This is a genomic window from Paraurantiacibacter namhicola, assembly GCF_001687545.1.
In the GTDB taxonomy this organism is placed as follows: Bacteria; Pseudomonadota; Alphaproteobacteria; order Sphingomonadales; family Sphingomonadaceae; genus Paraurantiacibacter; species Paraurantiacibacter namhicola.
This window is the reverse complement of record NZ_CP016545.1, coordinates 1280214-1303354: the sequence shown is the minus strand read 5'-3', so window position 1 is coordinate 1303354 and position 23141 is coordinate 1280214. Positions and strand designations below refer to the sequence as shown.

General features: G+C 63.8%; 22 protein-coding genes and 1 tRNA gene. 7 read left to right on the top strand and 16 right to left on the bottom strand.

Going from position 1 to position 23141, the window contains the following annotated elements; genetic code table 11:
- Positions 1 to 31: 31 nt before the first annotated feature.
- Positions 32 to 445 carry a Co2+/Mg2+ efflux protein ApaG gene (gene apaG / locus A6F65_RS06330; RefSeq protein WP_067786939.1) on the bottom strand — a complete coding sequence of 138 codons (414 nt, stop codon included), beginning with the start codon at positions 443 to 445 and terminating at the stop codon, positions 32 to 34.
- Between the two features lie 208 nt (positions 446 to 653).
- Between apaG and A6F65_RS06325 the strand changes: the two genes are divergently transcribed.
- Genes A6F65_RS06325 through A6F65_RS12695 form a run of 3 tightly spaced genes read left to right on the top strand, consistent with a single transcriptional unit; the run spans position 654 to position 3245 of the window.
- Entirely contained in the window at positions 654 to 1976 is a 1323-nt protein-coding gene (locus A6F65_RS06325; protein ID WP_067786937.1) for a tripartite tricarboxylate transporter TctB family protein, read from the top strand.
- Positions 1973 to 2875, top strand: a complete 903-nt coding sequence (locus tag A6F65_RS06320; protein WP_067786936.1) for a hypothetical protein — start codon at positions 1973 to 1975, stop codon at positions 2873 to 2875. The genes A6F65_RS06325 and A6F65_RS06320 overlap by 4 nt, the downstream gene beginning before the upstream one ends.
- A gap of 55 nt (positions 2876 to 2930) precedes the next feature.
- Positions 2931 to 3245, top strand: coding sequence for an excalibur calcium-binding domain-containing protein (locus A6F65_RS12695; protein WP_205631863.1), 315 nt, complete (start codon positions 2931 to 2933; stop codon positions 3243 to 3245).
- A gap of 3 nt (positions 3246 to 3248) precedes the next feature.
- Here A6F65_RS12695 and A6F65_RS06315 read toward each other — a convergent pair whose 3' ends face one another.
- Positions 3249 to 4469 carry a trans-sulfuration enzyme family protein gene (locus tag A6F65_RS06315; RefSeq protein ID WP_067786934.1) on the bottom strand — a complete coding sequence of 407 codons (1221 nt, stop codon included), beginning with the start codon at positions 4467 to 4469 and terminating at the stop codon, positions 3249 to 3251.
- 107 nt (positions 4470 to 4576) lie between these two features.
- Here A6F65_RS06315 and A6F65_RS06310 point away from each other — a divergent pair, with 107 nt between their 5' ends.
- Positions 4577 to 5851 carry a glycosyltransferase family 39 protein gene (locus tag A6F65_RS06310; protein WP_067786932.1) on the top strand — a complete coding sequence of 425 codons (1275 nt, stop codon included), beginning with the start codon at positions 4577 to 4579 and terminating at the stop codon, positions 5849 to 5851.
- A gap of 22 nt (positions 5852 to 5873) precedes the next feature.
- Here A6F65_RS06310 and A6F65_RS06305 read toward each other — a convergent pair whose 3' ends face one another.
- The 6 genes from A6F65_RS06305 to A6F65_RS06280 form a co-directional block, all read right to left on the bottom strand.
- The gene (locus A6F65_RS06305; RefSeq protein ID WP_067786930.1) at positions 5874 to 7016 is read right to left on the bottom strand and encodes a glycosyltransferase family 2 protein; all 1143 of its coding nucleotides are present in this window, start codon (positions 7014 to 7016) and stop codon (positions 5874 to 5876) included.
- 65 nt (positions 7017 to 7081) lie between these two features.
- Positions 7082 to 8140, bottom strand: a complete 1059-nt coding sequence (gene leuB, locus A6F65_RS06300; RefSeq protein ID WP_067786928.1) for a 3-isopropylmalate dehydrogenase — start codon at positions 8138 to 8140, stop codon at positions 7082 to 7084.
- A gap of 125 nt (positions 8141 to 8265) precedes the next feature.
- Positions 8266 to 8862, bottom strand: a complete 597-nt coding sequence (gene recO / locus A6F65_RS06295) for a DNA repair protein RecO (protein ID WP_067786926.1) — start codon at positions 8860 to 8862, stop codon at positions 8266 to 8268.
- A gap of 39 nt (positions 8863 to 8901) precedes the next feature.
- On the bottom strand, positions 8902 to 9153 hold the full coding sequence (locus tag A6F65_RS06290) for an accessory factor UbiK family protein (protein WP_067786924.1): 252 nt from the start codon (positions 9151 to 9153) through the stop codon (positions 8902 to 8904).
- A 29-nt stretch (positions 9154 to 9182) separates the two neighbouring features.
- A complete protein-coding gene (locus tag A6F65_RS06285) occupies positions 9183 to 9734 on the bottom strand; it encodes a TspO/MBR family protein (RefSeq protein WP_067786922.1) in 552 nt (183 codons plus the stop codon).
- Between the two features lie 85 nt (positions 9735 to 9819).
- Positions 9820 to 10566 carry a TlyA family RNA methyltransferase gene (locus A6F65_RS06280; RefSeq protein WP_067786918.1) on the bottom strand — a complete coding sequence of 249 codons (747 nt, stop codon included), beginning with the start codon at positions 10564 to 10566 and terminating at the stop codon, positions 9820 to 9822.
- 89 nt (positions 10567 to 10655) lie between these two features.
- Between A6F65_RS06280 and A6F65_RS06275 the strand changes: the two genes are divergently transcribed.
- Together A6F65_RS06275 and A6F65_RS06270 are read left to right on the top strand one after the other, a co-directional pair.
- On the top strand, positions 10656 to 11210 hold the full coding sequence (locus A6F65_RS06275; protein ID WP_083989274.1) for a hypothetical protein: 555 nt from the start codon (positions 10656 to 10658) through the stop codon (positions 11208 to 11210).
- A gap of 748 nt (positions 11211 to 11958) precedes the next feature.
- Positions 11959 to 13035: a branched-chain amino acid aminotransferase gene (locus tag A6F65_RS06270; RefSeq protein ID WP_067786913.1), complete on the top strand. Its 1077-nt coding sequence runs from the start codon at positions 11959 to 11961 to the stop codon at positions 13033 to 13035.
- On the opposite strand, the gene A6F65_RS06265 is transcribed toward A6F65_RS06270, so the two are convergent.
- From A6F65_RS06265 to A6F65_RS06245, 5 genes are all read right to left on the bottom strand, one after another.
- A complete protein-coding gene (locus A6F65_RS06265) occupies positions 13032 to 13670 on the bottom strand; it encodes a glutathione S-transferase (protein WP_067786912.1) in 639 nt (212 codons plus the stop codon). The two genes, A6F65_RS06270 and A6F65_RS06265, sit on opposite strands and share 4 nt — an antisense overlap.
- A complete protein-coding gene (trhO, locus tag A6F65_RS06260; RefSeq protein ID WP_067786911.1) occupies positions 13663 to 14613 on the bottom strand; it encodes an oxygen-dependent tRNA uridine(34) hydroxylase TrhO in 951 nt (316 codons plus the stop codon). The genes A6F65_RS06265 and trhO overlap by 8 nt, the downstream gene beginning before the upstream one ends.
- A 1-nt stretch (position 14614) precedes the next feature.
- Entirely contained in the window at positions 14615 to 16309 is a 1695-nt protein-coding gene (locus A6F65_RS06255; RefSeq protein WP_205631908.1) for a dipeptidyl-peptidase 3 family protein, read from the bottom strand.
- Between the two features lie 83 nt (positions 16310 to 16392).
- Positions 16393 to 18165, bottom strand: coding sequence for a transferrin-binding protein-like solute binding protein (locus A6F65_RS06250; RefSeq protein WP_157093075.1), 1773 nt, complete (start codon positions 18163 to 18165; stop codon positions 16393 to 16395).
- Positions 18166 to 18247: 82 nt separating this feature from the next.
- A complete protein-coding gene (locus tag A6F65_RS06245; RefSeq protein ID WP_067790213.1) occupies positions 18248 to 19261 on the bottom strand; it encodes a DNA topoisomerase IB in 1014 nt (337 codons plus the stop codon).
- Between the two features lie 72 nt (positions 19262 to 19333).
- Between A6F65_RS06245 and yghU the strand changes: the two genes are divergently transcribed.
- A complete protein-coding gene (gene yghU, locus A6F65_RS06240; RefSeq protein WP_067786907.1) occupies positions 19334 to 20203 on the top strand; it encodes a glutathione-dependent disulfide-bond oxidoreductase in 870 nt (289 codons plus the stop codon).
- 58 nt (positions 20204 to 20261) lie between these two features.
- Here yghU and acs read toward each other — a convergent pair whose 3' ends face one another.
- The 3 genes from acs to A6F65_RS06225 all read right to left on the bottom strand — a co-directional run bounded on the left by acs (position 20262) and on the right by A6F65_RS06225 (position 23140).
- Complete coding sequence (gene acs, locus A6F65_RS06235; protein ID WP_067786905.1) at positions 20262 to 22193, bottom strand: acetate--CoA ligase; 1932 nt, start codon at positions 22191 to 22193, stop codon at positions 20262 to 20264.
- Between the two features lie 133 nt (positions 22194 to 22326).
- Positions 22327 to 22401: transfer RNA gene (locus tag A6F65_RS06230), tRNA-Gln, on the bottom strand.
- Positions 22402 to 22453: 52 nt separating this feature from the next.
- Positions 22454 to 23140, bottom strand: a complete 687-nt coding sequence (locus A6F65_RS06225) for a retropepsin-like aspartic protease family protein (RefSeq protein ID WP_067786904.1) — start codon at positions 23138 to 23140, stop codon at positions 22454 to 22456.
- Between the last annotated feature and the right edge of the window lies 1 nt (position 23141).

Genomic DNA, 23141 nt, shown 5'->3' with positions numbered 1-23141 from the left:
GTCAATGCCCCACCCTGCGCGAGGTGTCCAATCAGCGCGTCTCTTCCGCCGGGGCGGCGAGCGGGAAGAAGGGGATGCGCACCTCCAGCGGATCGCCGTTATCGTCCGTGAAGGTGTAGAAGCCTTCCATGCTGCCATGCGGCGTGGAGAGCGGGCAGCCGCTGACGTAATCATGCGTGTCGCCCGGCTGCAGCAGCGGCGTCTCGCCCACAACGCCCTCGCCATCCACCAGGTTCACCGCGCCGCGGGCATCGGTGATGCGCCAGTGGCGGCGCTGCAGCTGGATCGCGTCGTGGCGGCGGTTCTCTATCCGGATGTGATAGACCCAGAACCAGCGGCCGGCATCGACCTGCGATTGTTCCGGCATGAAGTTGACCGCGACGCGCACGGCCACCCCGTCGGTGATGGCGGTGTGCTGGAACAGGTGATCGAAGATATTGGCCATGGGGCAAAGGTAATCGCAGGAAGGCTGACGGCAAGCTTAACCTGCCTGATTTCCACTATTGGTATGCTGCGGCGGCCGCGGCGGGAAAGCGATCGGCGCAATTGTGCCATTCCTAGGCATTGCCAAGAGTCAATTGGCCATTGACTCTCATGCAGCACACAATCTTATTATGAATGTTTGGGGTCTTGGGTCTGCCAAGGGGGCGTATATGTTCAGTGATTTCCTGCAATTCCTGTCGTCGGCTACGGGAACCTTGATCGTGGCGGCCGTGCTGGGCGTGCTTTTCGTGATGTGGCTGTTCCGCCAGCCCACCTTTGCGCGAACGGACTTTTCGTACCGCGTGCCATTCATCGGCAAGCTGTCACGCTATTCCCGCGATTATTCGGAAACCGAGCATGGCAAATGGCTCAATTCCGAAACGCGCCTGTGTCACGATTATGCCCGCCACCTGACCGGCCTGTCGCCCGACGAATTCGAGAACCACGCAGAGTACATGCGCAAGTGTTATGACAATGGCCGCAAGCCCCTGCCCGGGCTGATGATCGCGCTGCTGATTTTCCTCGTCGTGCTTGAAGGGCTGGGCTTTTCTTACCTGCTCAGTACATGGATGGCGCTGGAAGGTAGCGAGAACACCCGCCAGCTACTGACCTTTGCGATCGTCACCGTGCTTTCGGCCGTGCTGGTGTGGACGATGCATGCGGCCGGCCACCAGCTGTATCGCACTCGCCTGTTGCGGAGTTGCTTCCAGCAATTTCAAGCATTCGGCCTCAATGAACGTGGCAAGCGCAACCAAGACCGCCGCTTCACCACGCAGATCATTTCCTTGAATCAGGACCAATCGGAAGACGACGACCAGCCGGGCCACGTCCAATGCGCCAATCGGGTGGCCAGCAATCCCGGCGACACCGGCAGCTATTCATGGCTGGTAATTGCCACGGTCTTCATCCTCGCCATCGCCGTACTTTCGACAATACTTCGTATCGAGACCCTACATTCAGAGCCGCTGGCTTTGGCCGGTACGGAAACAGAAAATCAGGCCTTGGCGCGCGAATACGCGGCCCTCTCCAGCTTCTGGATCCTGGCCACGATCTTCGTTGTCACGCAGTTCGTGGGCATGGGCCTGGGGTACAAGTATGGATTTGCAGGGCGGGAAAGCGATACCGCCTACCGCATGACCGGCGGTATGCCGGATTACGAAAGCTATTACCGCCCGATCGCGAAGCGCATGTCGATCGCGGACAGTCGGTTGGCTAACCTTCATGCAATGATGGAGCGGCGATATCCCGGGTCAATCAATTGGGACCGAGACTTCTATGAATTCGTAAAAGAAGAACGCGACCGCGGAGTGTGCGATTTGCACCACCCCGAAGAAGTTTTGGAGGCCAAGGTCAGGCGGTCGGAAAAACGCGCCGAGATCCGCAAATCCCGTCACATCATGAATGGAAGCGGGCACACGCCCCCGGAAGCGGACAGTGACCTGCCACCGCGCAGGAAAGATGACGGTCAGGACAACGAAGGAGTGCTGCAATGATCCGTCAGCACATTGCAATCGTGACCCTGGCAGCCTTCGCGCTTGTCGCTTGTGGCACCGGCCCGGGCAGCGGTGACGCGTCGGACGGCAGTGCCGCAAGCACGCAGGATATCGCAATTGCAGGAAGCGGACCGTTCGAGGACTGTTACCAACAGGCCGCATTCGGCACAGACCTCCCCGTTCCCGGTGTGGAACGCGAACTATTCGTGATTATCGACCAGACGACACCGATGCCGTCCGCTCTGGTAGAATCGCTCAGCCGCAAGGTTGCCGAATATCTCGCGGGCGGCTCGGCGAAAATCACCGTCGCCTCCTTTTCTGCCAATACGGCCAGCAATTTTGCCACTGTCAACTTTACCGGCGAAGCGCAGGGGCCGGTGGACGAAAGCAAACGCAACGACCTTAACGCGCGGAAACTGGCCCAGTTGGAAACCTGCCTGGCGCAGATGCCCGGCAAGCTGGCGGCCCGGACGGATGCGGAAATGCGCGCGCTTGTCAGTACCGATGGCGGCAGTTTCGCCAGCTCGGAGATCCTTGGCAGCCTGACAGCGCTCTCCGAAGCGGTCCTAGTGTCGCAAGCTAGGGATAAAACTGTCCTTGTAGTGTCCGACATGCTGGAACATTCCTCCACCACCAGTTTCTATGCCGACAAGTCCATCCGCGATTTTGATGTCGGTGCGGAGTTGCAGAAGGCGGTCGATCGGCGGCAGCTGGGCGACTTTGGCGGTGCGAAAGTCTATGTGATGGGTGCGGGCCTGTTGCCACCGGATTCCGACGCGGCGGCCACGCGCGATGCAGCCCAGCTCTATACGCTCAAGAATTTCTGGCAGAACTGGTTCGAGAATTCGAATGCCTCGCTCGCCGGGTTCGGCCAGCCGGAACTGATCAGTTCGCTGTAATGGACTGGGCAGCGACGCAGGCGGGCAGTTGAAAATAGGGGGTCTTTCTTTCTGTGTGGCCGGCAGCCTGCTGGCCATCGTCGCCTCTGCCCAGCCCGTCGATGCCCATCCCGGTGGCGTTAACAAGGAGGGCTGCCACAAGAACCGCAAGACGGGCGAATATCACTGCCACGGATCGCGCCGCAGCAGGCAGATCCTGGCGGCACCTGCCCGCAGATCGGACGGCAGTGTCTATTACCGCAATTGCGATGCTGTTCGGGTGGCGGGAAAAGCCCCTCTCCGCCGAGGTGATCCAGGTTATCGCGCAGGTCTCGACCGGGACAATGACGGGCTGGCCTGCGAACCCTATGGCGATCGCTACAATCGTTAGAAGTTAGAGACCGGCGGCGCCCAGCGCCTGGTCCATGTCCGCGATCACGTCGCGTGCGTCTTCTAGGCCCACATTGATGCGCAGCATGCCCTCGTGCACGCCCATCTTTGCGCGCTCTTCCTCGCCCATATTGGCGTGGGTGGTGCTGGCGGGGTGGCACATCAGTGACTTCGCATCGCCGATATTGTTGGAGATATCGACCAGCTCCAGCGCATCCAGGACGGCATGAGCCTGTTCGCGCCCGCCGGGGAGGATGAAGCTGAAAATCGGCCCGCAGGCGTCCATCTGCTTCTGCGCCAGCGCATATTGCGGGTGGCTGGGCAGGCCGGGATGCAGCATCGTGCCGCCCGCCCGGATGATCCGGTCTTCCATGCTCTGTCCCAGCGCCAGCGCATTCTCGCTCTGCCGCCGGGCGCGAAGGTCCAGCGTTTCGAGGCCCTTCAGGACCACCCAGGCATTGAAGGGCGCAAGATTGGGCCCGGTGTTGCGCTGGAAAGGCAGCAGCACCTCATTGATCCATTCCTCGCTGCCGCACACGGCGCCGGCGAGCACGCGGCCCTGCCCTTCCATCAGCTTGGTGGCGGAATAGGCGACCACGTCTGCGCCGAATTCCATCGGGCGCTGCAGGGCGGGCGAGCAGAAGGCATTGTCCACCACAGTGGTGATGCCCGCCTCCTTCGCCATGCCGCAGACGAATTCCATATCCACCAGGTCCAGCGTCGGATTGGCCGGGCTTTCGAAGAAGAACACCTTGGTTTCGGGCCGCACGGCCTTGTCCCAGGCATCATTGTCCGCGCTGTCGATCACGGTCGTCTCGATACCGAATTTCGGCAGGAGGTTATCGACCAGCCAGCGGCAGGATCCGAAGGCGGCGCGCGCGGCCACCACATGGTCGCCTGCCTGAAGCTGGCACAGCAGCGCGGTGGTCATCGCCGCCATGCCGCTTGCCTGCACGCGGCAGGCCTCTGCGCCTTCCAGCATTGCGATGCGTTCTTCCAGCATGGCCACGGTGGGGTTCTGCAGGCGCGAATAGGTCATGCCCGCATCCTCGCCCGCAAAGCGCGCGGCGGGGGTGGCGGCATCCTCGTAAGTATAGCCGCTGGTGAGGAACAGCGCCTCGCTCGTCTCGCCATGTTCGCTGCGCCACGTGCCTGCGCGCACGGCCTGCGTGGCCTTGCGCCAACCCTTGGTGACGGAGCGATCCATGCCGGTGGTTTTCTTCATGGGCACGGGCTGTAAGCTGCCCGTCGCCACGCGGCAAGCAGGCGCGCAATTGTGCCTGCGATAGAGAGGCTTGCCCGCCACCCCCACGCGCATTATCGCCACCGCCTATGGAACAGGTGAGCGAATACCGGCGTGACCCGGTCTGGTGGCATGCAGGCGTGGCGCTGATCTTCCTGGCGCTGGCAAGCGTGCGCCTGACCATCCCCAGCGCGCTGTATTTCGACGAGGTGCATTACATCCCCGCCGTGCGCGAGATGGTGGAGATGTTCCGCCCTGTGAACGAGGAGCACCCGCTGCTGGCCAAGCAGCTGCTGGCGCTGGGCGTGATCCTGTTCGGCGACAATGCGCTGGGCTGGCGGATCATGCCGCTGCTGTTCGGCACGCTGGCGATCTATGCCGGCATGCGCGCCATGTGGTTTGCGGCCATCGGCCGTTTCGCCAGCTTTGCCACGGGCATCCTGCTGGCCACCGGCTTCCCGCTGCTGGTCCATTCGCGCATCGCCATGCTGGACGTGTTCATGGTGGCCTTCCTGATGGTCGCCCTGTGGCAATGCGCCGCCGCCATGCGCCAGCCGGAAACGGGCCGCTGGCGGCTTGCCATCGCAGGCGCTGCGCTGGGCGCGGCCATGGCCAGCAAGTGGAACGCCGTGCCGATCGCCATCATGCCGGGCCTGGCCTTCCTGGCCGTGCGGCTGCGGGAAAGCGGCGCGCAGTTCCTGACCGCAAGGCGCGCTGCGCCGGTGCCGGGCATGACCCTGCTGGAGGCGGGCGTGTGGCTGGGCGCGCTGCCGCTGCTGGTCTATTTCCTCAGCTTCTGGCCGTTGACGCAGTACACGCTGTCATCGCTGCCCTGGGGCGAGGTGATCGCATACCAGTCCCGCATGATGGATTTGCAGACGCAGACCCTGCCCGGCCACACTTACCAGTCCGTCTGGTACGAATGGGTCGGCAACTGGCGAGCGATCTGGTATCTTTACGAGGAAGCGGACGGCGCGCAGCGCGGCATATTGCTGCTGGGCAATCCGCTGACCATGCTGCTGGGGCTGCCCGCGCTGGCATGGTGCGCCTGGGCCGGGTTCACGCAGCGGCGAATGGACGCGCTGGGAATTTTCATCCTCTACGCGGTCAGCATCGGGTTCTGGATCGTGGCCGCGAAATCGACGCAGTTCTATTACCATTATTTCGTGCCCAGCTGCTTCCTGCTGGCAGCACTGGCGCTGGCGCTGGCGGAGCTGCGCAATGCCGGCTGGCGCAAGACGGCCTATGGCACGCTGGTGGCGAGCGGGCTGGTGATGGCCTATTACTTCCCCATCCTCACCGCCGCCCCGCTGGAAGGCCCGATGAGCTTCCTGGACTACGCCTGGCTGGAGAGCTGGCGGTAATTCCTCCCCGTTCCGAAGAGGATTACCTGAACCGGCCCCACACGAACTTGCTCGACAGGGCGTAATTCCAGACCGAGGCAATGGCGACGCCGACGAGGGCGGCGGCCCACCAGATCACGCCCTGGTCGTTCAGCACGGTGGCGACCGCGACATTGGCGAATGCACCCACGCTGCAGGCACCGCAGAATTTCAGCCAGCCCCAGAACACGCCGTCTGCGCCGGACAGTTTCTTGTCCCGGTACGTCAGCAGGTTGTTGAGCCAGAAGTTGAAAGTCATCGCCACCATGGTGGCCACGGCCTGCGCCCAGCCGAAGGCGATGGTCTGCGGCCAGAACAGCACGGCCAGCACGGCCATGTGGACGAAGACGCCCAGCCCGCCGACCAGCCCGAACAGGACGAAGCGCGTGGGCACCCAGCGCCCGACATAGCGTTCCACCAGCCCGGCCAGGAAATCGAGGACCACGCCGTGGTCCAGCTTGCTTTCGCCTTCCAGGCGCTCGGCAAATTTCAACGGGAATTCCTTCACGGTCAGGCGCGGGCTTGCCGTCGCCAGGATATCGAGCATGATCTTGAAGCCTATACCCGAAAGGTTATCGGCCTGTTTGCGCAGCCGGTCCGTGCGCAGCATGAAATAGCCGGACATGGCATCGGTAAGTTCCGTGCCGGTCAGCTTGCGGGCCATGGCATTGGCCACGCGGCTGCCCTTTTCCCGCCCCTTGCTGGACAGGCCATCGGCATTGCCGCCTTCCGCAAAGCGGCTGGCATAGGCGAGATCCGCCTCGCCCGCCTTCAGCGATGCGAGCATGTCGGGCAGCAGCGCAGGATCGTGCTGGTGGTCGGCATCCATCACGGCAACGAAGGGCGCGGCTGTGGCGCACATTCCCTCGATCGCAGCGCTGGCCAGGCCGCGGCGGCCGATGCGCTGGATCACGCGGATGCGCGGATCGGTGCGCCCGATCTCGCGCGCCGCCTCTGCCGTACCGTCCGATGAGTTGTCATCCACGAAAACGGCTTCCCAGCCGGTAGGGCCAAGCGCCTCCTCCAGCCGCGTGACCATCGGGGCGATATTGCCCTTCTCGTTCAGCGTGGGAAGGATGATGGCGAGTTCGAGCGGTTGTACCGCTGCGTCCGCCGCGTGCTCTAGCGTGCCCTGCGTCATGTCCATGGGCTTGCGCGATATATGGTAAATATCAAGGAAAGGTTACGCTGGGGCCGTCTCCCGGCGAGCTGTCAGAGCCGCTCCGCAACGGCAATCCCGATGTCCTTTGTCCCGGCCGTCCCGCCAAGGTCCGCGCCTTTCACGCCGTCCGCCAGCGCCTGCGCCACGGCCGCTTCGACGCGCGCGGCGTCCTCCTCGCGCCCGAAGCTGTGGCGCAGCATCATGGCAGCCGACAGGATCATGGCCATGGGGTTGGCGGCGCCCTGCCCGGCGATATCGGGCGCGCTGCCATGGATCGGCTCGAACAGGCCCTTCGTACCGAACTCGGTCTGCTGCTCGCCCAGGCTGGCGCTGGCGAGCAGGCCGATGGAGCCGACGCACATGCTGGCCTGGTCGGACAAGATGTCGCCGAACAGGTTTCCGGTCACCATCACGTCGAACTGGCCGGGGTTTCGCACCAGCTGCATGGCGGCATTGTCGACATACATGTGGCTGAGCGCGACGTCAGGATATTCGGCGGAGACTTCCACCACCACATCGCGCCAGAGCTGGCTGGTTTCCAGCACATTGGCCTTATCCACGCTGCACAGCCGACCCTTGCGGCCCTGCGCCGCGCGGAAGGCGGTGTGGGCGATGCGGCGGACCTCGCTTTCGCTATAGGCCATCACGTCATAGCCTTCGCGCTGGCCACCGGGCGTGGTGCGCGTGCCCTTTTCGCCAAAATAGACATCGCCGTTCAGCTCCCGCACGATCAGCAGGTCGATGGCGCGGGCGATTTCCGGGCGCAGGGCGGACAGGTCCTCCAGCCCCGGCATGGCGGCGGCGGGGCGCAGGTTTGCAAATAGGCCGAGCTCGCTGCGCAGGCCCAGGATGGCCTGTTCGGGCCGCAGGTGCCGTTCCAGATTGTCGCATTCGGGATCGCCCACCGCGCCGAACAGCACGGCGTCGGCCGCGCGGCACATCTTAAGCGTTTCTTCGGGCAGCGGGTGGCCGTGGCGCCTGTACGCCGCCCCGCCCACATCGCCGCGCCAGAAGGTGACCTGCGGCAGGCGCAGCGCATCGAGCACTCGCACCGCTTCTTCCATGATCTCCGGCCCGATGCCGTCCCCTGCCAGAAGTGCGATCTTCATTCCCGAACTCCAAATTTCGTCATCGCGAGGCGCGTAGCGCCGCGGCGATCCATCACCGGAGGATCGAGTCCCTGACGGTCGACGATGGATTGCCGCGCGGCTTCGCCGCTCGCAATGACGGCTGCTCAGGCGATCCGCCCGAGCAATTGCCGCAATCTCTGGCGCGCGGCCATAATGTCTGCGCGGCGCTCGGCAAGCAGGTATCGGTCCAGCGGGACGGCGAGCCGGTCCATCGCTTCCAGCAGTTGTGGCAGCTCTCCTGCGGGTTTCACGCCCTCGCCATAGCCAAGCTCTCGCAGCAGCAAGATTTCATAGGCCAGCAGCGCGCCCACCCAGCCGCGGGCGGAGGGGGCATGGCATATAGCGGTGAGCAGCGCGCCCAAGGCGTCGTGCAGCGCGGGAAACTCCTGCCGCTCCGGCAGGGCGGCAGTCGTCAGCGCGCAGGCCCAGCCGATGGCGGCGGCAGGCAGTGGCTCCGTCAGGAAAGGGCCGCGGCTTTCAACGAGCTCGATCCGCGCAAAGGGCAGCTGCGTGTCGGATTTGGAACGAATGTCCGCATCCACGACGTTGCCGGGGATCACCACCGGGCGAAGCTGGCGCCCGCGCCCGCCTGCGACATAGGCCGCGACCACGCCTTCCGCTTCGGTAAGCAGCCGCGCGATCACGGCCGTTTCGCCGTGCGGGCGGGCGGCAATCAGTATGGCAGGCGCGCGCAAGTGCATCGCGCGGACGCTACGCCAGTACGGTGATATTTGGGAGGGTTACTTGCCCGCCAGCTTCGCTTCGAGCGCAGCGATCTTGGCTTCCAGCACGTCCACCTGCTCGCGGGCGTGGGCCGCCATGTCCTTCACCGCGTCGAATTCCTCGCGGCTGACGAAGTCGAAACCGCCCATGGTTTCCTTCATCTTCTCGCGCGCATTGTCGCGCGCCTCGCGCGTCATGCCGGCAAAAGTGCCCGCTGCGCTGTTGGCGAGTTTGACGAAGTCGGCGATGATGGGATTCTGGCTCTGCATGGTCGCTATGTGGCCTCTGCCCGCGCGAATTACAACTCGATCCGTTGCACCGAATTGTCCGGCTCCAGCGCGCTTGCATCCGGGTTCATCTGCCAGAATTGCCAGTTCAGCAGCGTGGCGAACAGGATCCACGCGAGGTAGGGCAGCAGCAGGTAAGCCGCCAGGCGGCGCACCTTCCAGACCAGCCAGATGGTCAGCAGCACCAGCACGTCCAGCACCACGATCACCCAGAAGGCCGTGCCGATCTCATGCGCGCCGAAGAATATCGGCGTCCAGGCGAGGTTGACGGCCAGCTGCACGATGAAGGCGATGATCGCCGGGCCGCGCCAGCGTGCGCCCCAGGCCGAACAGACCAGCGCGAAGCTGAGGCCCATCAGCAGGTAAAGCACGCTCCACACGATGCCGAACCACATGGGCGGCGGGAAGATGGCGGGCTTTTCGAGCGCCTGGAACCATGCGCTGCCCGCATCGCCTCCGAACTGGCCGGACAGGAAGCCCAGCAGCATCACCAGCGGCACGAGGAACAGGGCCCAGCGAAAGAAGCTGGCCCTCAGCTGTGCGGGGCTGGCGAGGCGGTTCATGTCTACTCCGGCTGGTGGCGGCGCGAATCGAGGTCCCGGCTATAGGCAGGCACGGTGCGAGGATGCAATGTGGCCGCCCGGGCCATCAACCGCCCATACCGTTTCGGGACGCCGAGATCAGGAATTCGACATTGCCTTCGGGCCCGGTGATGGGGCTCTGGGCGATACCATCCACCGCCCAGCCCTCGCCTTCCAGCCAGCTGCGAACCTCCCCGCACACACGCTCATGCAGCGCCGGATCGCGGACCACGCCGTTCTTGCCCACCTCCTCGCGCGCCACTTCGAATTGCGGCTTGATCAGCGCCACCAGCCGGCACTCCGGCGCTGCAAGGCGCAGCGGTACGTCCAGCACCTTGGCCAGCGAGATGAAGCTGGCATCGCACACCACCCAGTCGCAGGGCCGGTCGATATGCTCGGCCGTCAGCAGGCGGGCGGACAGCTGCTCCAGCACCGTGACGCGGTCGTCCTGCCGCAGCTTCCAGGCCAGCTGGTTCGTGCCGCTGTCAACGCAGAACACATGGGCCGCGCCCTTGCTCAGCAGCACATCGGTGAAACCGCCGGTGGAACTGCCGATATCCATCGCGATCACGCCGGCCGGGTCCAGCGCGAAATGCTCGATCGCATGGGCCAGCTTGATGCCGCCGCGGCTCACCCAGGGGTGGTCCCGCCCCTTCAGCACGATCTCCGCATCCTCGGGCACCTGCGTGCCGGGCTTGTCCACCTTCTTCGTGCCGTGGAACACCAGCCCCGCCATCACCAGCGACTGCGCGCGGGTGCGGCTTTCCGCTAGTCCGCGGGAAACGAGTAGCTGGTCTATCCGTTGCTTGGCCATGGGAATGCGCGCATAGCCTGCGCCGAAGCCCGATGAAACCGAATTGCCCCAAGATTGCCCCCAGACTGAAAATGCGACGGACCCCATCCATGAATTTCAAACGCTTGCCTGCCGCTCTTGCCATCGCATCCGCCATCGCCGTGGCGGCATGCGTCCCGCAGGCGGAGGAAGACACCGCGCCCGTCAGCACGCCTACGCCAACGCCGACGCCAGCCCCCGCGCCGCCGCAGGTGATCACGCCCACGTATGACAACTGGATGGACGCGCCGGTCACGCCCGGTGCCTGGCGCTATGCCGCCATCGATGGCGGTACGGCAGCCTTCTTCGGACAGGGCACCAGCGGCGGCGCGCTGTTCGCCATGCAGTGCCGGCTGGCGGATCGGAGCGTGATCCTGGTTCGCGACGGCGCGGCCAGCGCCCCGGTGATGATGCGGCTGCGCACCGAAACGCAGGACCGCATGCTGACCGCCCGCCCCGGCGGCACCGGCAGCAGCTTTGTCGCCACCAGCCTGGCCGCATCGGACAATCTGCTAGACGCCATGGCCTACTCCCGCGGACGATTTGCGGTGGAAGTGGAAGGCATGGCGCCGCTTTACGTCCCCGCATGGCCCGAAGTGACGCGGATCATCGAGGATTGTCGGTAGGGAGTTGTTTGACTCATGAACCCGCATCCGCGGGTTCGTCCTCGGTGCTGTTCCCTCCGCTTCGCTGCGGGCCACCTGCGGGCGGGCGGTCGCCCTTGCGGTCCGCCGGGCGCGGACCGGACTAGCACATCGCAACAGCGGCTTGGCCGGCATCGGTCGATAAAATCGACCGCAAGCGCGACCGCGCGCCCGCACCGGCCCCGCAGTGAGCGAAGCGATCGTAGGGAATAGCCGGGAGGATGCGACCACGGAGGTGGTCGCGAAAGGCAAACATAATCGCGGGGAATAAAGTTTTTACAAGCCTTGTTTTCACCTGAAATCCGACTCACATTGCATCTCGAAACTGGCGACGCACGCAGGTTTCCGCCCCCGGTGAAACGGCAGGGTGTTGGCTTTCAAGCGCGAAAGGAGGTGATCCGATGTCTCATGGTTCAGTAGCGAGGTCGGTGACGATCCACGCGGAGCATATTCGGTAACTTTCTTCGCCGAGTAAGGCTCTGTGAGCGGTTCTCACGACCGCTGACCATGCGAAGGCCAGCTTCCCGACGGGCGAAGCTGGCCTTCTCATTTTCTGGCTTTGGGGCCAGCCTCCCGACGGGCGAAGCTGGCCTTCTCATTTCGTACGGCATGAAATGCCGTGCGCCCCAGTGCAGGCTGGGGTCTCCTGCCACCAGCGCTTTGCCCATTTCAAAGATACCGAACGCACCACATCTTGCCCCCGCGCCCGCCATATCCTAACCGCGCTGCCATGCAGTTCGAACGTATTTCCCATCCCGCCCCTGTCCCCGGTAAAACGCGCGCCGAGGCGATTGCCAATCCCGGTTTCGGGACGCTGTTCACCGATCACATGGTCACCATCGACTGGTCGGAGGACAAGGAGTGGCACAATGCTCAGCTCGCCCCGCGCGGCCCGCTGACGCTCGATCCTGCGGCCTCCGTGCTGCATTACGCGCAGGAAATTTTCGAAGGGCTGAAGGCCTACAGGCTGGAAGACGGCACGATGGCGCTGTTCCGCCCGCGCGAGAACGCCGCGCGCTTCAACCGCAGCGCGGACCGGCTCGCCATGCCGAACCTGCCGGAAGATGCCTTCGTCGCCGCGCTGGAAGCGCTGGTCGATGCAGATAAGGACTGGTTCCCTACGGTCGAGGGCGGCAGCCTGTACCTGCGTCCCTTCATGATCGCGACCGAGGCCTTCCTGGGTGTGCGGCCGGCGAAGGAATACAAGTTCATCCTGATCGCCAGCCCGGCGGGCAATTACTTCAAGTCCGGCGCGCCGGCCGTCAGCATCTGGGTGTCAGACTACACCCGGGCAGCCCCCGGCGGCACGGGCGCGGCGAAATGCGGCGGCAATTACGCCGCCAGCCTGGTGCCCACGCGCGAAGCCTTCGATCGCGGGCATGACCAGGTCCTGTTCCTGGACGCAGCAGAGCACCGCTATATCGAGGAACTGGGCGGCATGAACCTGTTCTTCGTATTCGATGACGGGCGCATCCTGACCCCGCCGCTGACCGGCACGATCCTGCCCGGCATCACCCGCGATTCCATCATCGACCTCGCCCGCGAGGAGGGCCTGGACGTGGTCGAGGAGATGTACACGCTGGACCAGTGGCGCGAAGATGCGGCGAGCGGGAAGCTGCTCGAGACCTTCGCCTGCGGCACGGCTGCGGTTGTCACCCCGGTCGGCAAGGTCGCGGGCCATGACGGCGAATTCACCATCGGCAGCGGCGGCCCCGGCCAGCTGACATCGAAGCTGCGCGAGAAGCTGACCGGCATCCAGCGCGGCACCGCGGAAGACACGCGCGGCTGGGTGATGCGGCTGGGTTAGGCGCCGAGCGCCAGCGCAACCGGCTCCTGTCCCGGCTGCCATGGCTTTTCGCGCTGCATCACTGTTTTGAAAAGGGCACTGTCGAGGTGACCGGCGAGCCAATCCTGCACATGCGGCAGGTCCTGCGCGTCGAACCATGCGCGGTCGTGATTGACGAATTGGCGCACGAAGGGAAAGATCGCCACATCGGCGAGGCCGCGCTGCGGGCCGCATAGCTGGCCACCCCGGTCCGCAATTCGCAAGTCGAGATCGGACAGGAACGCCAACCCCTCTGCGCGGTGCGGCAGGGGGTCGCAGTCGTCGTAGCGGTTGGGGTATTTATAGCGGTCAAGCGCGTGCTTGAACGGGCCGTCGCAGCGGTCGACCAGCGCCGCGTTGTGGCGGTCCAGCCAGCCTTCCGGATCGCTATGCTCCAGCGCCCAGTGCATGATCTCGCGGCTTTCCTCGATCACCGTGCCATCATCCAGCACCAGCACCGGGACCGTGCCCTTTGGCGAGGCGTCCAGCATGGCCTGCGGCTTGTCCGCCAGCTTCACCTCGCGCAGCTCGCAGGCCGTGCCGCTCGCCACCAGCGCCAGTCGTGCGCGCATGGCGTAGGGGCAGCGGCGGAAGCTGTAGAGGACGCGCTCAGCCATCCTCGCCCTGCGCCTTGTCCGGCAGCACCGCACCGACATGCGCGCGGCCTTCCGCCTGCGCCTTCAGCTCCTGCCGGTGGCGCTCGCGATAGGAGGCGCGCTGCTCCTCCGTGCGTTCGGCATGGCAGGCGGCGCAGCTGACGCCTTCCTCGTAAAGCGGCGAGGCGAGGCCCTCTGCGCTCACCGGACGGCGGCAGGCGTGGCACAGCGAATGCGTGCCCTGCTCCAGGGCGTGCCCCACGGCCACGCGGCTGTCGAAGACGAAGCATTCGCCTTCCCACAGGCTTTCATCGCGCGGCACGGTCTCGAGGTATTTCAGGATGCCGCCCTTCAGGTGGAAGACCTCCTCCACACCCTCCTTAGCCAGGAAGGCGGTGGACTTCTCGCAGCGGATGCCGCCGGTGCAATACATCGCCACCTTGGGCTGCTTGCCCTGCCCCAGCAGTTCCTCCCGCCGGTCGCGAAACCAAGCGGGAAAGTCACGGAAGCTGGGCGTCTGCGGGTCGATGGCGCCGCTGAAGCTACCCACTTCCACCTCGTAGTCGTTGCGCGTGTCGATCACGATGGTGTCCGGATCGGAGATCAGCGCGTTCCAGTCCTGCGGATCGACATAGGTCCCGGCGTTGCGGGCCGGGTCCAGCTCGCCCGCGCCCATGGTCACGAGTTCGCGCTTCAGCCGCACCTTCATGCGGTGGAAGGGCATGGTCTCGGCGCGCGAGTACTTCACCTCGATATCTGCGCAATCGGGCAAGGTGCGGACGTGTGCCAGCACCGACGCAATGCCTTCGTCCGTGCCTGCAATCGTGCCGTTGATGCCCTCGCCCGCCAGCAGCAGCGTGCCGCGCACGCCATTGTCCCGGCACACGGCCAGCAGGGGCGCGCGCAGTTCTGCCGGGTCCGGGAAACGGGCAAAGCGGTATAGGGCCGCCACGCACAGGGTCATATCACAGGCTCTTCGGGTACACCGGCAGGATGTCGACCGGGATGGAGTCCATCCGCGCGATGGCATCCAGCGCCGGCTGGTCCAACACTGCATAGCGCGCGAAGAAGGCCTTCGTGCCCTCGTAATCGCCGGTTGCCTGCAACATCAGTTCCATGGTCAGCAGCTGGCCGATGGCGGTTTCCATCCGGGCGTTATCGATAACGTAACGCTGCGCCGCCGCATCGTAGGTGAACGCGCCCGCTTCCCGAAGGAAGCCATATTGCGCCGCCGCGCCTTTGCCGTGCGCCGCCTCGATCCCGAAGCGCATGGAGCGGAACAGGCCGGTGAAATAAGTGGCGAACAGCTCCGGCTTCTCATTGGCGGGCAATTCGCCGCGTTCCATCATGTAGAGGATGTTCCAGATCCCCATGACGTCCGCCTTGCTCTCCTCCAGCGCGGAATACTGGTCGCGCAGTTCGGCATTCACTGTCGTCTCGCGGCCCGCCACCATGATGGTGCCCGGCCCCAGCGAGTGGGACAGTTCGTGGAACAACGTGAAGTTCTCCATGTAGAACTTGCGCACCAGCCCCGCCTGCTGCGGCTTCAGCACCACGCCGGCCATGGGCTGCAGGATGCGATCGTATTTCGCGCCAAGCACATTGGCCAGGATCACCTTCTTCGCGCCCTTCGCCTCGCGCACCCGCTCGTCATTGGGCAGGTTGAAGGCGATGGTCTGCACGCCGGGCACATTGTCCCCGCCGCCCTGGATCTGGTCCGCCACGGCGATGGGGCTCTCGAACCCGCGCTGGAAATTCTTGTAGCGATCCTCGATCGGCAGGTTCGCTTCCATGTCGCGCAGGTAATTCTTGTATTTCGCCAGCGCGGCGGAGGCCTGCGGGTCCTTCAGCGTCACGAAGCTTTCGAACGCGGTTTTCGTGCCCATCAGCCGGTCGGTATAAACCTCGTACGGCCCGATCGCGACTTCGATGGGCGTGCCGGACAGGTCCATCCACGCCATCTCGCTCTCGAAGTAATCGTCCGTCCGGAAGCTCTCCGCACGCAGGGTCAGGAAACGCTTCAGGCTGGGATTGGTGGTGATGGCGGCGGCCTGCTCCAGCTTCTGCGCGGCAGGCTCCAGCCACTCCTTGTACTCGACCGAATAAGGCACGGCGACCAGCCGGTCCCCGTCGCGCCGCACCACGGTGTAGGGGCTGAGCAGTTCGTCCTTCTGCGCGGGGTTGGCGGCGATGTAGCCGTCCAGCTCCTCGCGCGTCATGTCGGCGGGATAGAAGCCTGCGCCCAGCGGCATCGGCTCCGCGCCCCAGAAAGGATGCAGCTCGGCGAGCGAATCCCAGCTGCCGAAATTGCGGTCGAACAATTGCAGCAGCAGCGGCTGGTCCGCGCGGCGATTGCGCGCCAGCGCCTCGCGCACCTGCGGATTGTTCGGATCGCGCTGCCGCAGGTAAATCTCGGACATGTAGCGGCTGGCATCGATCAGCAGGTTCACCACCTGCACTTCCTCCGCCGTGAGATAGGACGTGTCCGGCGCCATCTCGATCACCGCCAGCTTCGCCAGCTGCGCCTGCGGGTCGTAGCCCGCGTCCGCCATCATGTCGGTCTGCGCCTCGGCCATTTCCTCGGCGGCAGGCGCAGTCACGCACGCCGCCAGGGCGAGCGCGGGGATGGAACAGGCGAGTGCTAGCTTGGCAAGGCGCATGGGATACTCCGCTGATTTCGTTTGAAACCGATGTGGAGCAGCTACCCTGTCGCTGCGCTTAAGTCACGCTGCGAGGCGCGCGGTTAACGATCCTCCGTCGCTGCGACAATGCCCTGTACCCAGACATCTTCATCATCGACAACGTCCGGGGCAGTGAGTTGAAAACTTCCACCAAGCTCTTGTCCGATCGGACCAAACAAATATCCGTCGAAAGCGCCGACTGAAGATCCCCCCGAGTCCACCGAGCCGTAAAACTGGTTTCTTGTATCCCGTAACGCCGTATCGACAGTATATTGGCCAAGAAAAAATCGCTCACCCGAAGCATCGTCGACAATGATCACGTCAAAACTGCCATCCACATTGCCGCTTTTAAAATCGATTACAAACGATGATGTTCCAGATGCAGTAAAGTAGCGACTTGCGCTTTCGGTATTCGCTGTGCCGTAGACAATGCCCGAATAGCTCGCTGTGCCCGTTCTAGCACGTAGCAAGAAGTCCGGTGTTTTAAAGCCGTATATAAAGGCTCTACGAATTTCATATAAGCCGCCGTTGAATTCGTCCTGCATACGCATCGAACCAAAATTCATGTACGAGAGGGCGACACCACTGGGCGAGACCGCGTTGTTAAGAAACAAAACCGCGTTGCCACCGCGATCGCGTTCTATATACCTGATGATACTGCCATCCTGGGTGACTTCGGATGACGAAGCATCGAAATTCATCGGGGTAAACCACGACCAGGTGTCATCGTAGTAAATGTTACCTTCTAGATCGATGGTGAGGCTCAAGGGAGAACCGGTCGTACCGCGGTGGGGCACTCCATTCGCAAGCGCTCCGGCAAAAAGACCCTGAGCTGGCGCCAAGAAAGTTTCTTCCTCCAAGAGAGCAACCAGCGTCTGATTCACCATTGACGGGCCGTCGCGTTGCCCAATCATCGCGCCACTCACGGAACTTCCCAGTTCATCAGTTCCAGAAAAGGTAAGACCCAATTCTCCAGCATCCTCGCCGAAGAAGCTACCATCCAATTCACCGGTCAGCCCAGCGAAAGTGAAGAACCCGGAAAATGACGATGACACCGAAGAAAGTTGACCGGCAGCTGACCATGTCGCTGTGCCCACCAATTCCTCTTCTTTGACCAAGTCATATCGTTCCGCCTCGCTGCTTGCCGTGAAATAGCCGGTCGCGAGATCGACGAGGAACTCGCCCTCTCCAAAGTAACTCAACGGATTTTGCGAGCGTGATGTTCGTAATCCAATCATTGATGTGGTGTAACGCAACTGGCCGGTGCGCGGCATCGCGTCGCCCAGAGTTTCGAAACCGTACACGAAGTAGAGGATGTCGGATTCTTGAACGCCTTGTCCTCCTTGAGGAAAAACGTTCCGCTGAAATAAGCCCATTCCAACCGAGCCCCTAGGGGCGTCGGTGCGTGGCTGCTGGTTAATTAGCGTAAGGTATAAGGTCTCGTCACCATCGGTTGAACGGTAGACTACAGCGTCTTCCGATTGATTAACAATGTCACTTGCTGTGAATACGGCCCGGCCACCGAGGTCGATCGTATAGCTATCCGCTCCGGCGTCGTAGGTTATCGACGTTTGGACCTGCGCCGTCGAGCTTCCCTTTGCTTCACCGCTTGGCAAGTCGAAAGTGACCTGATGCGAACTTGCCAATGATGAAAATCTCTCGCTCGTAACGAGATTGCCAACATCGGTATTGGCGACCGGCGTGGGCGTGGGCGTGGGCGTCGGCGCAGGCGTCGAAACAACGCCGCCCCCGCCACCGCCGGGACCGCCGCCTCCTCCGCATGCGGCAAGACCGGCGCTCGCAATAAGCGCGACGAAAATTTTGGAAATTTGCAAGGCGACCCCCTTCGACAGAGGTCTATCATGCGGAAAATGGCCTGGGTTTGCAAATCAACCTGTCAGGGACAGCCGCGCGGGTTCACGCAGCCAGCAATTCCTCTGCCGCGGGGGCATCGGCCAGGAAGGCCAGGAAGCCGCGTTCCCATTCGTTGGCGTAGGGTTGCGAGCGCGGCAGGCGCAGGCTGGCGCGCCATTCTTCCTGCCGTTCGACCAGGTCGATCACGGCCGGATGGACGTAGCTCTTGCGGGTAACGGCGGGCGTGTTGCCGAGGTGGTCGGACACCTTTTCCAGGATCGCCTTGATGGTCAGCTTCTCTTCCGCCTCGCCCAGCATGCGGAAGGCCATGACGCTGGCGTGCCAGGTGCGGAAGTTCTTGGCGCTGAAGTTCGCGCCCATCGCGCTCTGCAGATAGGCATTCACATGGCTGGAATTGACGTCCTGCGGCGTGCCGTCATCGCCCACCCAGGCGAAGAGTTCTTGCCCGTTCAAATCCTGCATCAGCCTCACCACGCGGGCGAGCGAGCCGTCGGACAGCTTCACGTCGCGTTCCTTGCCGCCCTTGCCCACGAAGCGCAGGCGCAGCGTGCGGCCCGTCACCTCCGCATGGCGGTGCTGCAGCGTAGTTGCGCCGTAACTCTGGTTAGTCTTGGCGTAATGCGTGTTGCCCACGCGGATCGCGCCCAGGTCCAGCAGCTTCACCAGCGCCGCAACAGCGCGGTCGCGGCCCAGTTTCGGGCTGCGCATGTCCTTGATGACCTTCTCCCGCAAGGCAGGCAGCGCGCGTCCGAAGGCCATGCAATTGTCGAACTTCTCGCTCTCGCGCCAGGCGCGGTATTCGGGGTGGTAGCGATACTGCTTGCGGCCCTTCGCATCATAGCCCGTCGCCAGGATGTGGCCGTTGCAATCGGTGCAGAACCAAGCCCGTTCATACGCGGGCGGCAGGGCAATGGCGTTCAGGCGCTTCACCTCCGCCCGGTCCTTTATATGGGCGCCGTCCGGATCGTAATATGCCCAGCCCTTGCCCGCACCCTTGCGGGTGATGCCGGGCAGGCTGTCATCGACGAAGACCAGTTTCGGGGGCGCGGTTGCCATGATGGGCAAGAACCTTTGCATTCGCTCGGCGGTTCCCCAATTGAGATTCCACAAGCGACGAACGGAGCAAGCATGAGCCAGGACGATTACACGCCGCCCAAGGTCTGGAGCGCAGAGCAGGTGGACAGCGGCAAGTTCACCGGCGTCAACCGCCCCACCGCCGGCGCGCAGACGCAGAAGGACCTGCCACGCGGCGAGCATGGCCTGCAGCTCCATTCGCTCGCCACGCCCAACGGCCAAAAGGCCGCGATCATGCTGGAGGAACTGCTGGAGGCGGGCCATTCGGATGCCGAATACGATGCCTGGCTGGTCAACATCATGGAAGGCGACCAGTTCACCAGCGGCTTCGTGGAGATAAATCCCAACAGCAAGATCCCCGCCCTGCTGGACCTGGCCGGGCCGGAGCCGGTGCGCGTATTCGAGAGCGGCGCGATCCTGATCCATCTGGCGGAAAAGTTCGGCGCATTCCTGCCCTCGTCGGGCGCGGGCCGTGCCGAAACGCTCAGCTGGGTAATGTGGCAGATGGGCAGCGCCCCCTTCATCGGCGGCGGCTTCGGGCATTTCTACAAATACGCGCCGGTGAGCATCAAATACCCGATCGACCGCTATGCGATGGAAACGAAGCGCCTGTTTGATGTCGCAAACAACCGGCTGGCGGAAAGCGAATTCTTGGGCGGCGCGGACTATTCCATCGCCGATATCGCGACCTACCCATGGCTCAGCTATCTCTGGCACGGCGGATATGACGGGGCGGACACCTTCCTGTCGCTGCCCGAGAAGGAGCATGTCGGCCGCTGGATCGAGGCGATCGACGCCCGCCCCGCCGTCATCCGCGGGCGGATCGTGAATACGAAGGACATGCCCGAACGCCACTCCCCCGCAGACTTCGACGCGGTGGAGGATCGCAGCCTATTCTCCCCCACCCGCAAGCGGACAAGCTGAGCGACGCCAAGCCAAGCACTGATCCGCGCAGGCCGGGCGTTCTCGCTTGCGGCTGCGCCTATCGTTTTTGCCGCCCTTCGATCAAACGTTCGACCAGGCTGGGATCGGCCAGCGTGGAGGTGTCGCCCAGCGATCCGTAATCGTTCTCCGCGATCTTGCGCAGGATGCGGCGCATGATCTTGCCGGAGCGGGTCTTGGGCAGCCCATCGGTAAACTGCAGGTGGTCGGGCGAGGCGATCGGGCCGATTTCCTTGCGCACATGGCCGCGCAGTTCGGCATAGAGCTCGTCGGAGCCTTCCTCGCCCGCATTCAGCGTGACGTAGCAATAAATGCCCTGTCCCTTGATGTCGTGCGGGTAGCCGACAACCGCCGCTTCCGCGACCTTGGGATGGCCCACCAGCGCGCTTTCCACCTCGGCCGTGCCCATGCGATGGCCGGACACATTGATAACATCGTCCACCCGGCCGGTGATCCAGTAATATCCGTCCTCGTCCCGCCGGCAGCCATCGCCAGTGAAATACTTGCCCTTGTACGTGCTGAAATAGGTCTGCTCGAAGCGTTCGTGATCGCCATAGACGGTGCGCGCCTGGCCGGGCCAGCTATGCGTGATGCACAGATTGCCCTCTGCCGCGCCGTCCAGCACGCCGCCTTCGTTATCGACCAGCTGCGGCTGGATGCCGAAGAAGGGCCGGCCCGCGCTGCCCGGCTTCATATCGTGCGCACCGGGCAGCGTTGTGATCATCACGCCGCCCGTTTCGGTCTGCCACCAGGTATCGACGATGGGGCAACGTTTCTCGCCCACCACATCGAAATACCAGCGCCACGCTTCGGGATTGATCGGCTCGCCCACCGAACCCAGCAGCCGCAGGGATGACCGGTCGCGCGAGGTCACGAAATCGTCCCCTTCGCGCATCAGGGCGCGGATGGCCGTGGGTGCGGTGTAGAGGATGTTGACCTTGTGCTTTTCCACCACGTCCCAGAACCGCCCGTGATCGGGATAATTGGGCACGCCTTCGAAGATCACCTGCGCCGCGCCGTTCAGCAGCGGGCCGTATGCGACATAGCTGTGGCCGGTGATCCAGCCGATATCGGCGGTGCACCAGAACACCTCGCCCGGCTGGTAATCGAAAACATATGAAAATGTGGTCGCCGCCCACACGCCATATCCGCCCGTAGTGTGCAGCACGCCCTTGGGCTTCCCGGTCGAGCCGGAGGTGTAGAGGATGAACAGCGGGTCTTCCGCATTCATCGGCTCGCACGGGCAATCCGCATCGCTCACGGTATCGTGAAACCAATGGTCGCGCCCTTCGGTGACGGCGACATCCCCTCCAGTGTGGCGCACCACCAGCACGCCCTCGACCGCCTTGTCTGCCGGAAGCTGCGCCAGCGCCGCATCGACATTGGCCTTCAGCGGCACCCGCTTGCTGCCGCGCAGCCCCTCGTCCGCGGTGATGACGAAGCGGCTTCCGCAACCGTCGATCCGTCCGGCCAGCGCTTCGGGAGAGAAACCGCCAAAGACCACGGAATGCACCGCGCCCAGCCGCGCGCAGGCCAGCATGGCCAGCACGCCTTCCACGATCATGGGCATGTAGATGGTGACCCGCTCGCCCTTGGTCACGCCGATGGCTTTGAGCGCATTGGCCATGCGAACGGTCTCGGCATGCAGTTCGCGGTATGTCAGCGTGCGGCCGGGCGCCGCGGGATCGTCCGGCTCGAAGATCAGTGCCGTGTCATCGCCGCGCTGGGACACATGGCGGTCAACCGCATTGTGACACAGGTTGAGCCTGCCATCGGCGAACCACGCGATGTCCACGGGATCGTAAGACCACTCGCCGCCCTTCGCGGGCGCCTGCTCCCAATCAAGTCGCCCCGCCTGCTCCAGCCAGAATCCGTCGCTGTCCTCGATGGAACGGCGGTAAAGCGCCTCGTACTGATCGGCGTTGCAAAGCGTCTGCCTTGCGCTGCCGGGTCGCTGGACTGCATCGCGCATCGCACATCTCCCTAATTCGCGTGCCGGGATAGCATCGATGCCACATCGCGCGCTCTCAGACCAAGGTCTTACGCGAGATTTCCGCTCAATGGCGGGGCGAACTTCCGGTGCAGTCGGAAAAGGGAGAGAGAAGTGGCTGGGGTGGCAGGGATCGAACCTGCGAATGCCGGTACCAAAAACCGGTGCCTTACCACTTGGCTACACCCCAGCAGGTGCGCGCCCCTATAGCGGGGATTGCACGGTTGTGAAGGGGCGAATGGCTATTCGCCCACCACCAGTTCGGGCTGCGGATTGTTGGGGCGCAGGATCAGCACGCCGTCTTCCACGCCCCAGCCTTTCAGGCGGCTGAGCAGGTTCATGCCCAGCACATTTGTCGGGCCGATATTGGGCGCGATGACGGCATCCAGCCCGCGCGCCGCGACATTGCCGAAGCGCAGTTCGTCCAGCGTGGTCATCTGCGCGCTGACCTGCCCGTTGGCGGTCTGCAGGCGCACGGGGAAGCTGTTGCTGCGTGGCTCCAGCCCGGCGGCCTGCGCGGTCTCTTCGCTGATGGCGGTCAGCGTGGCGCCGGTATCCACCAGGAAGCGCGTGGGATGGCCATTGACCTCCGCCTCGATCCAGTAATGTCCGTCACGCGACAGCGGCACGCGCGTCTCGCCGCCTTCGACCACCTGTTCGGGTAGGCCGATCGAGGGCACGGCGAAGCCGGAGCTTCCATCCATGCGGCTGACCTGCAGCACAACCAGCAGCAACACGCCCACGAGCGTCAGCGTGCTGGCAAGGCGCAGCGTCTTGCCCAGCACCGGCACGCGGCGCACCACCAGCGATCCCAGCAGGCCAAGCAGCATGGCCGCCAGCGCCGCGATCAGCAGGCCCGATTGCGGGACCTCCGCGATCATCGCGGCCAGCTGGTCCCAGATTGGTTGCAGGGAGGCGGGAATGTCCATC

Bases quoted from the DNA above. Each gene is read 5' to 3' on its own strand.
- A6F65_RS06275 (WP_083989274.1), top strand. From the start codon at position 10,656: ATGAATTTCAAACGCTTGCCTGCCGCTCTTGCCATCGCATCCGCCATC.
- trhO (WP_067786911.1), bottom strand. From the start codon at position 14,613: ATGACCCTGTGCGTGGCGGCCCTATACCGCTTTGCCCGTTTCCCGGAC.
- recO (WP_067786926.1), bottom strand. From the start codon at position 8,862: ATGCACTTGCGCGCGCCTGCCATACTGATTGCCGCCCGCCCGCACGGC.
- acs (WP_067786905.1), bottom strand. From the start codon at position 22,193: ATGCGCGATGCAGTCCAGCGACCCGGCAGCGCAAGGCAGACGCTTTGC.
- apaG (WP_067786939.1), bottom strand. From the start codon at position 445: ATGGCCAATATCTTCGATCACCTGTTCCAGCACACCGCCATCACCGAC.
- A6F65_RS06255 (WP_205631908.1), bottom strand. From the start codon at position 16,309: ATGCGCCTTGCCAAGCTAGCACTCGCCTGTTCCATCCCCGCGCTCGCC.
- A6F65_RS06285 (WP_067786922.1), bottom strand. From the start codon at position 9,734: ATGAACCGCCTCGCCAGCCCCGCACAGCTGAGGGCCAGCTTCTTTCGC.
- leuB (WP_067786928.1), bottom strand. From the start codon at position 8,140: ATGAAGATCGCACTTCTGGCAGGGGACGGCATCGGGCCGGAGATCATG.
- A6F65_RS06290 (WP_067786924.1), bottom strand. From the start codon at position 9,153: ATGCAGAGCCAGAATCCCATCATCGCCGACTTCGTCAAACTCGCCAAC.
- A6F65_RS06325 (WP_067786937.1), top strand. From the start codon at position 654: ATGTTCAGTGATTTCCTGCAATTCCTGTCGTCGGCTACGGGAACCTTG.
- A6F65_RS06225 (WP_067786904.1), bottom strand. From the start codon at position 23,140: ATGGACATTCCCGCCTCCCTGCAACCAATCTGGGACCAGCTGGCCGCG.
- A6F65_RS06305 (WP_067786930.1), bottom strand. From the start codon at position 7,016: ATGGACATGACGCAGGGCACGCTAGAGCACGCGGCGGACGCAGCGGTA.
- A6F65_RS06270 (WP_067786913.1), top strand. From the start codon at position 11,959: ATGCAGTTCGAACGTATTTCCCATCCCGCCCCTGTCCCCGGTAAAACG.
- A6F65_RS06265 (WP_067786912.1), bottom strand. From the start codon at position 13,670: ATGGCTGAGCGCGTCCTCTACAGCTTCCGCCGCTGCCCCTACGCCATG.
- A6F65_RS06245 (WP_067790213.1), bottom strand. From the start codon at position 19,261: ATGGCAACCGCGCCCCCGAAACTGGTCTTCGTCGATGACAGCCTGCCC.
- yghU (WP_067786907.1), top strand. From the start codon at position 19,334: ATGAGCCAGGACGATTACACGCCGCCCAAGGTCTGGAGCGCAGAGCAG.
- A6F65_RS06320 (WP_067786936.1), top strand. From the start codon at position 1,973: ATGATCCGTCAGCACATTGCAATCGTGACCCTGGCAGCCTTCGCGCTT.
- A6F65_RS06315 (WP_067786934.1), bottom strand. From the start codon at position 4,469: ATGAAGAAAACCACCGGCATGGATCGCTCCGTCACCAAGGGTTGGCGC.
- A6F65_RS06310 (WP_067786932.1), top strand. From the start codon at position 4,577: ATGGAACAGGTGAGCGAATACCGGCGTGACCCGGTCTGGTGGCATGCA.
- A6F65_RS06280 (WP_067786918.1), bottom strand. From the start codon at position 10,566: ATGGCCAAGCAACGGATAGACCAGCTACTCGTTTCCCGCGGACTAGCG.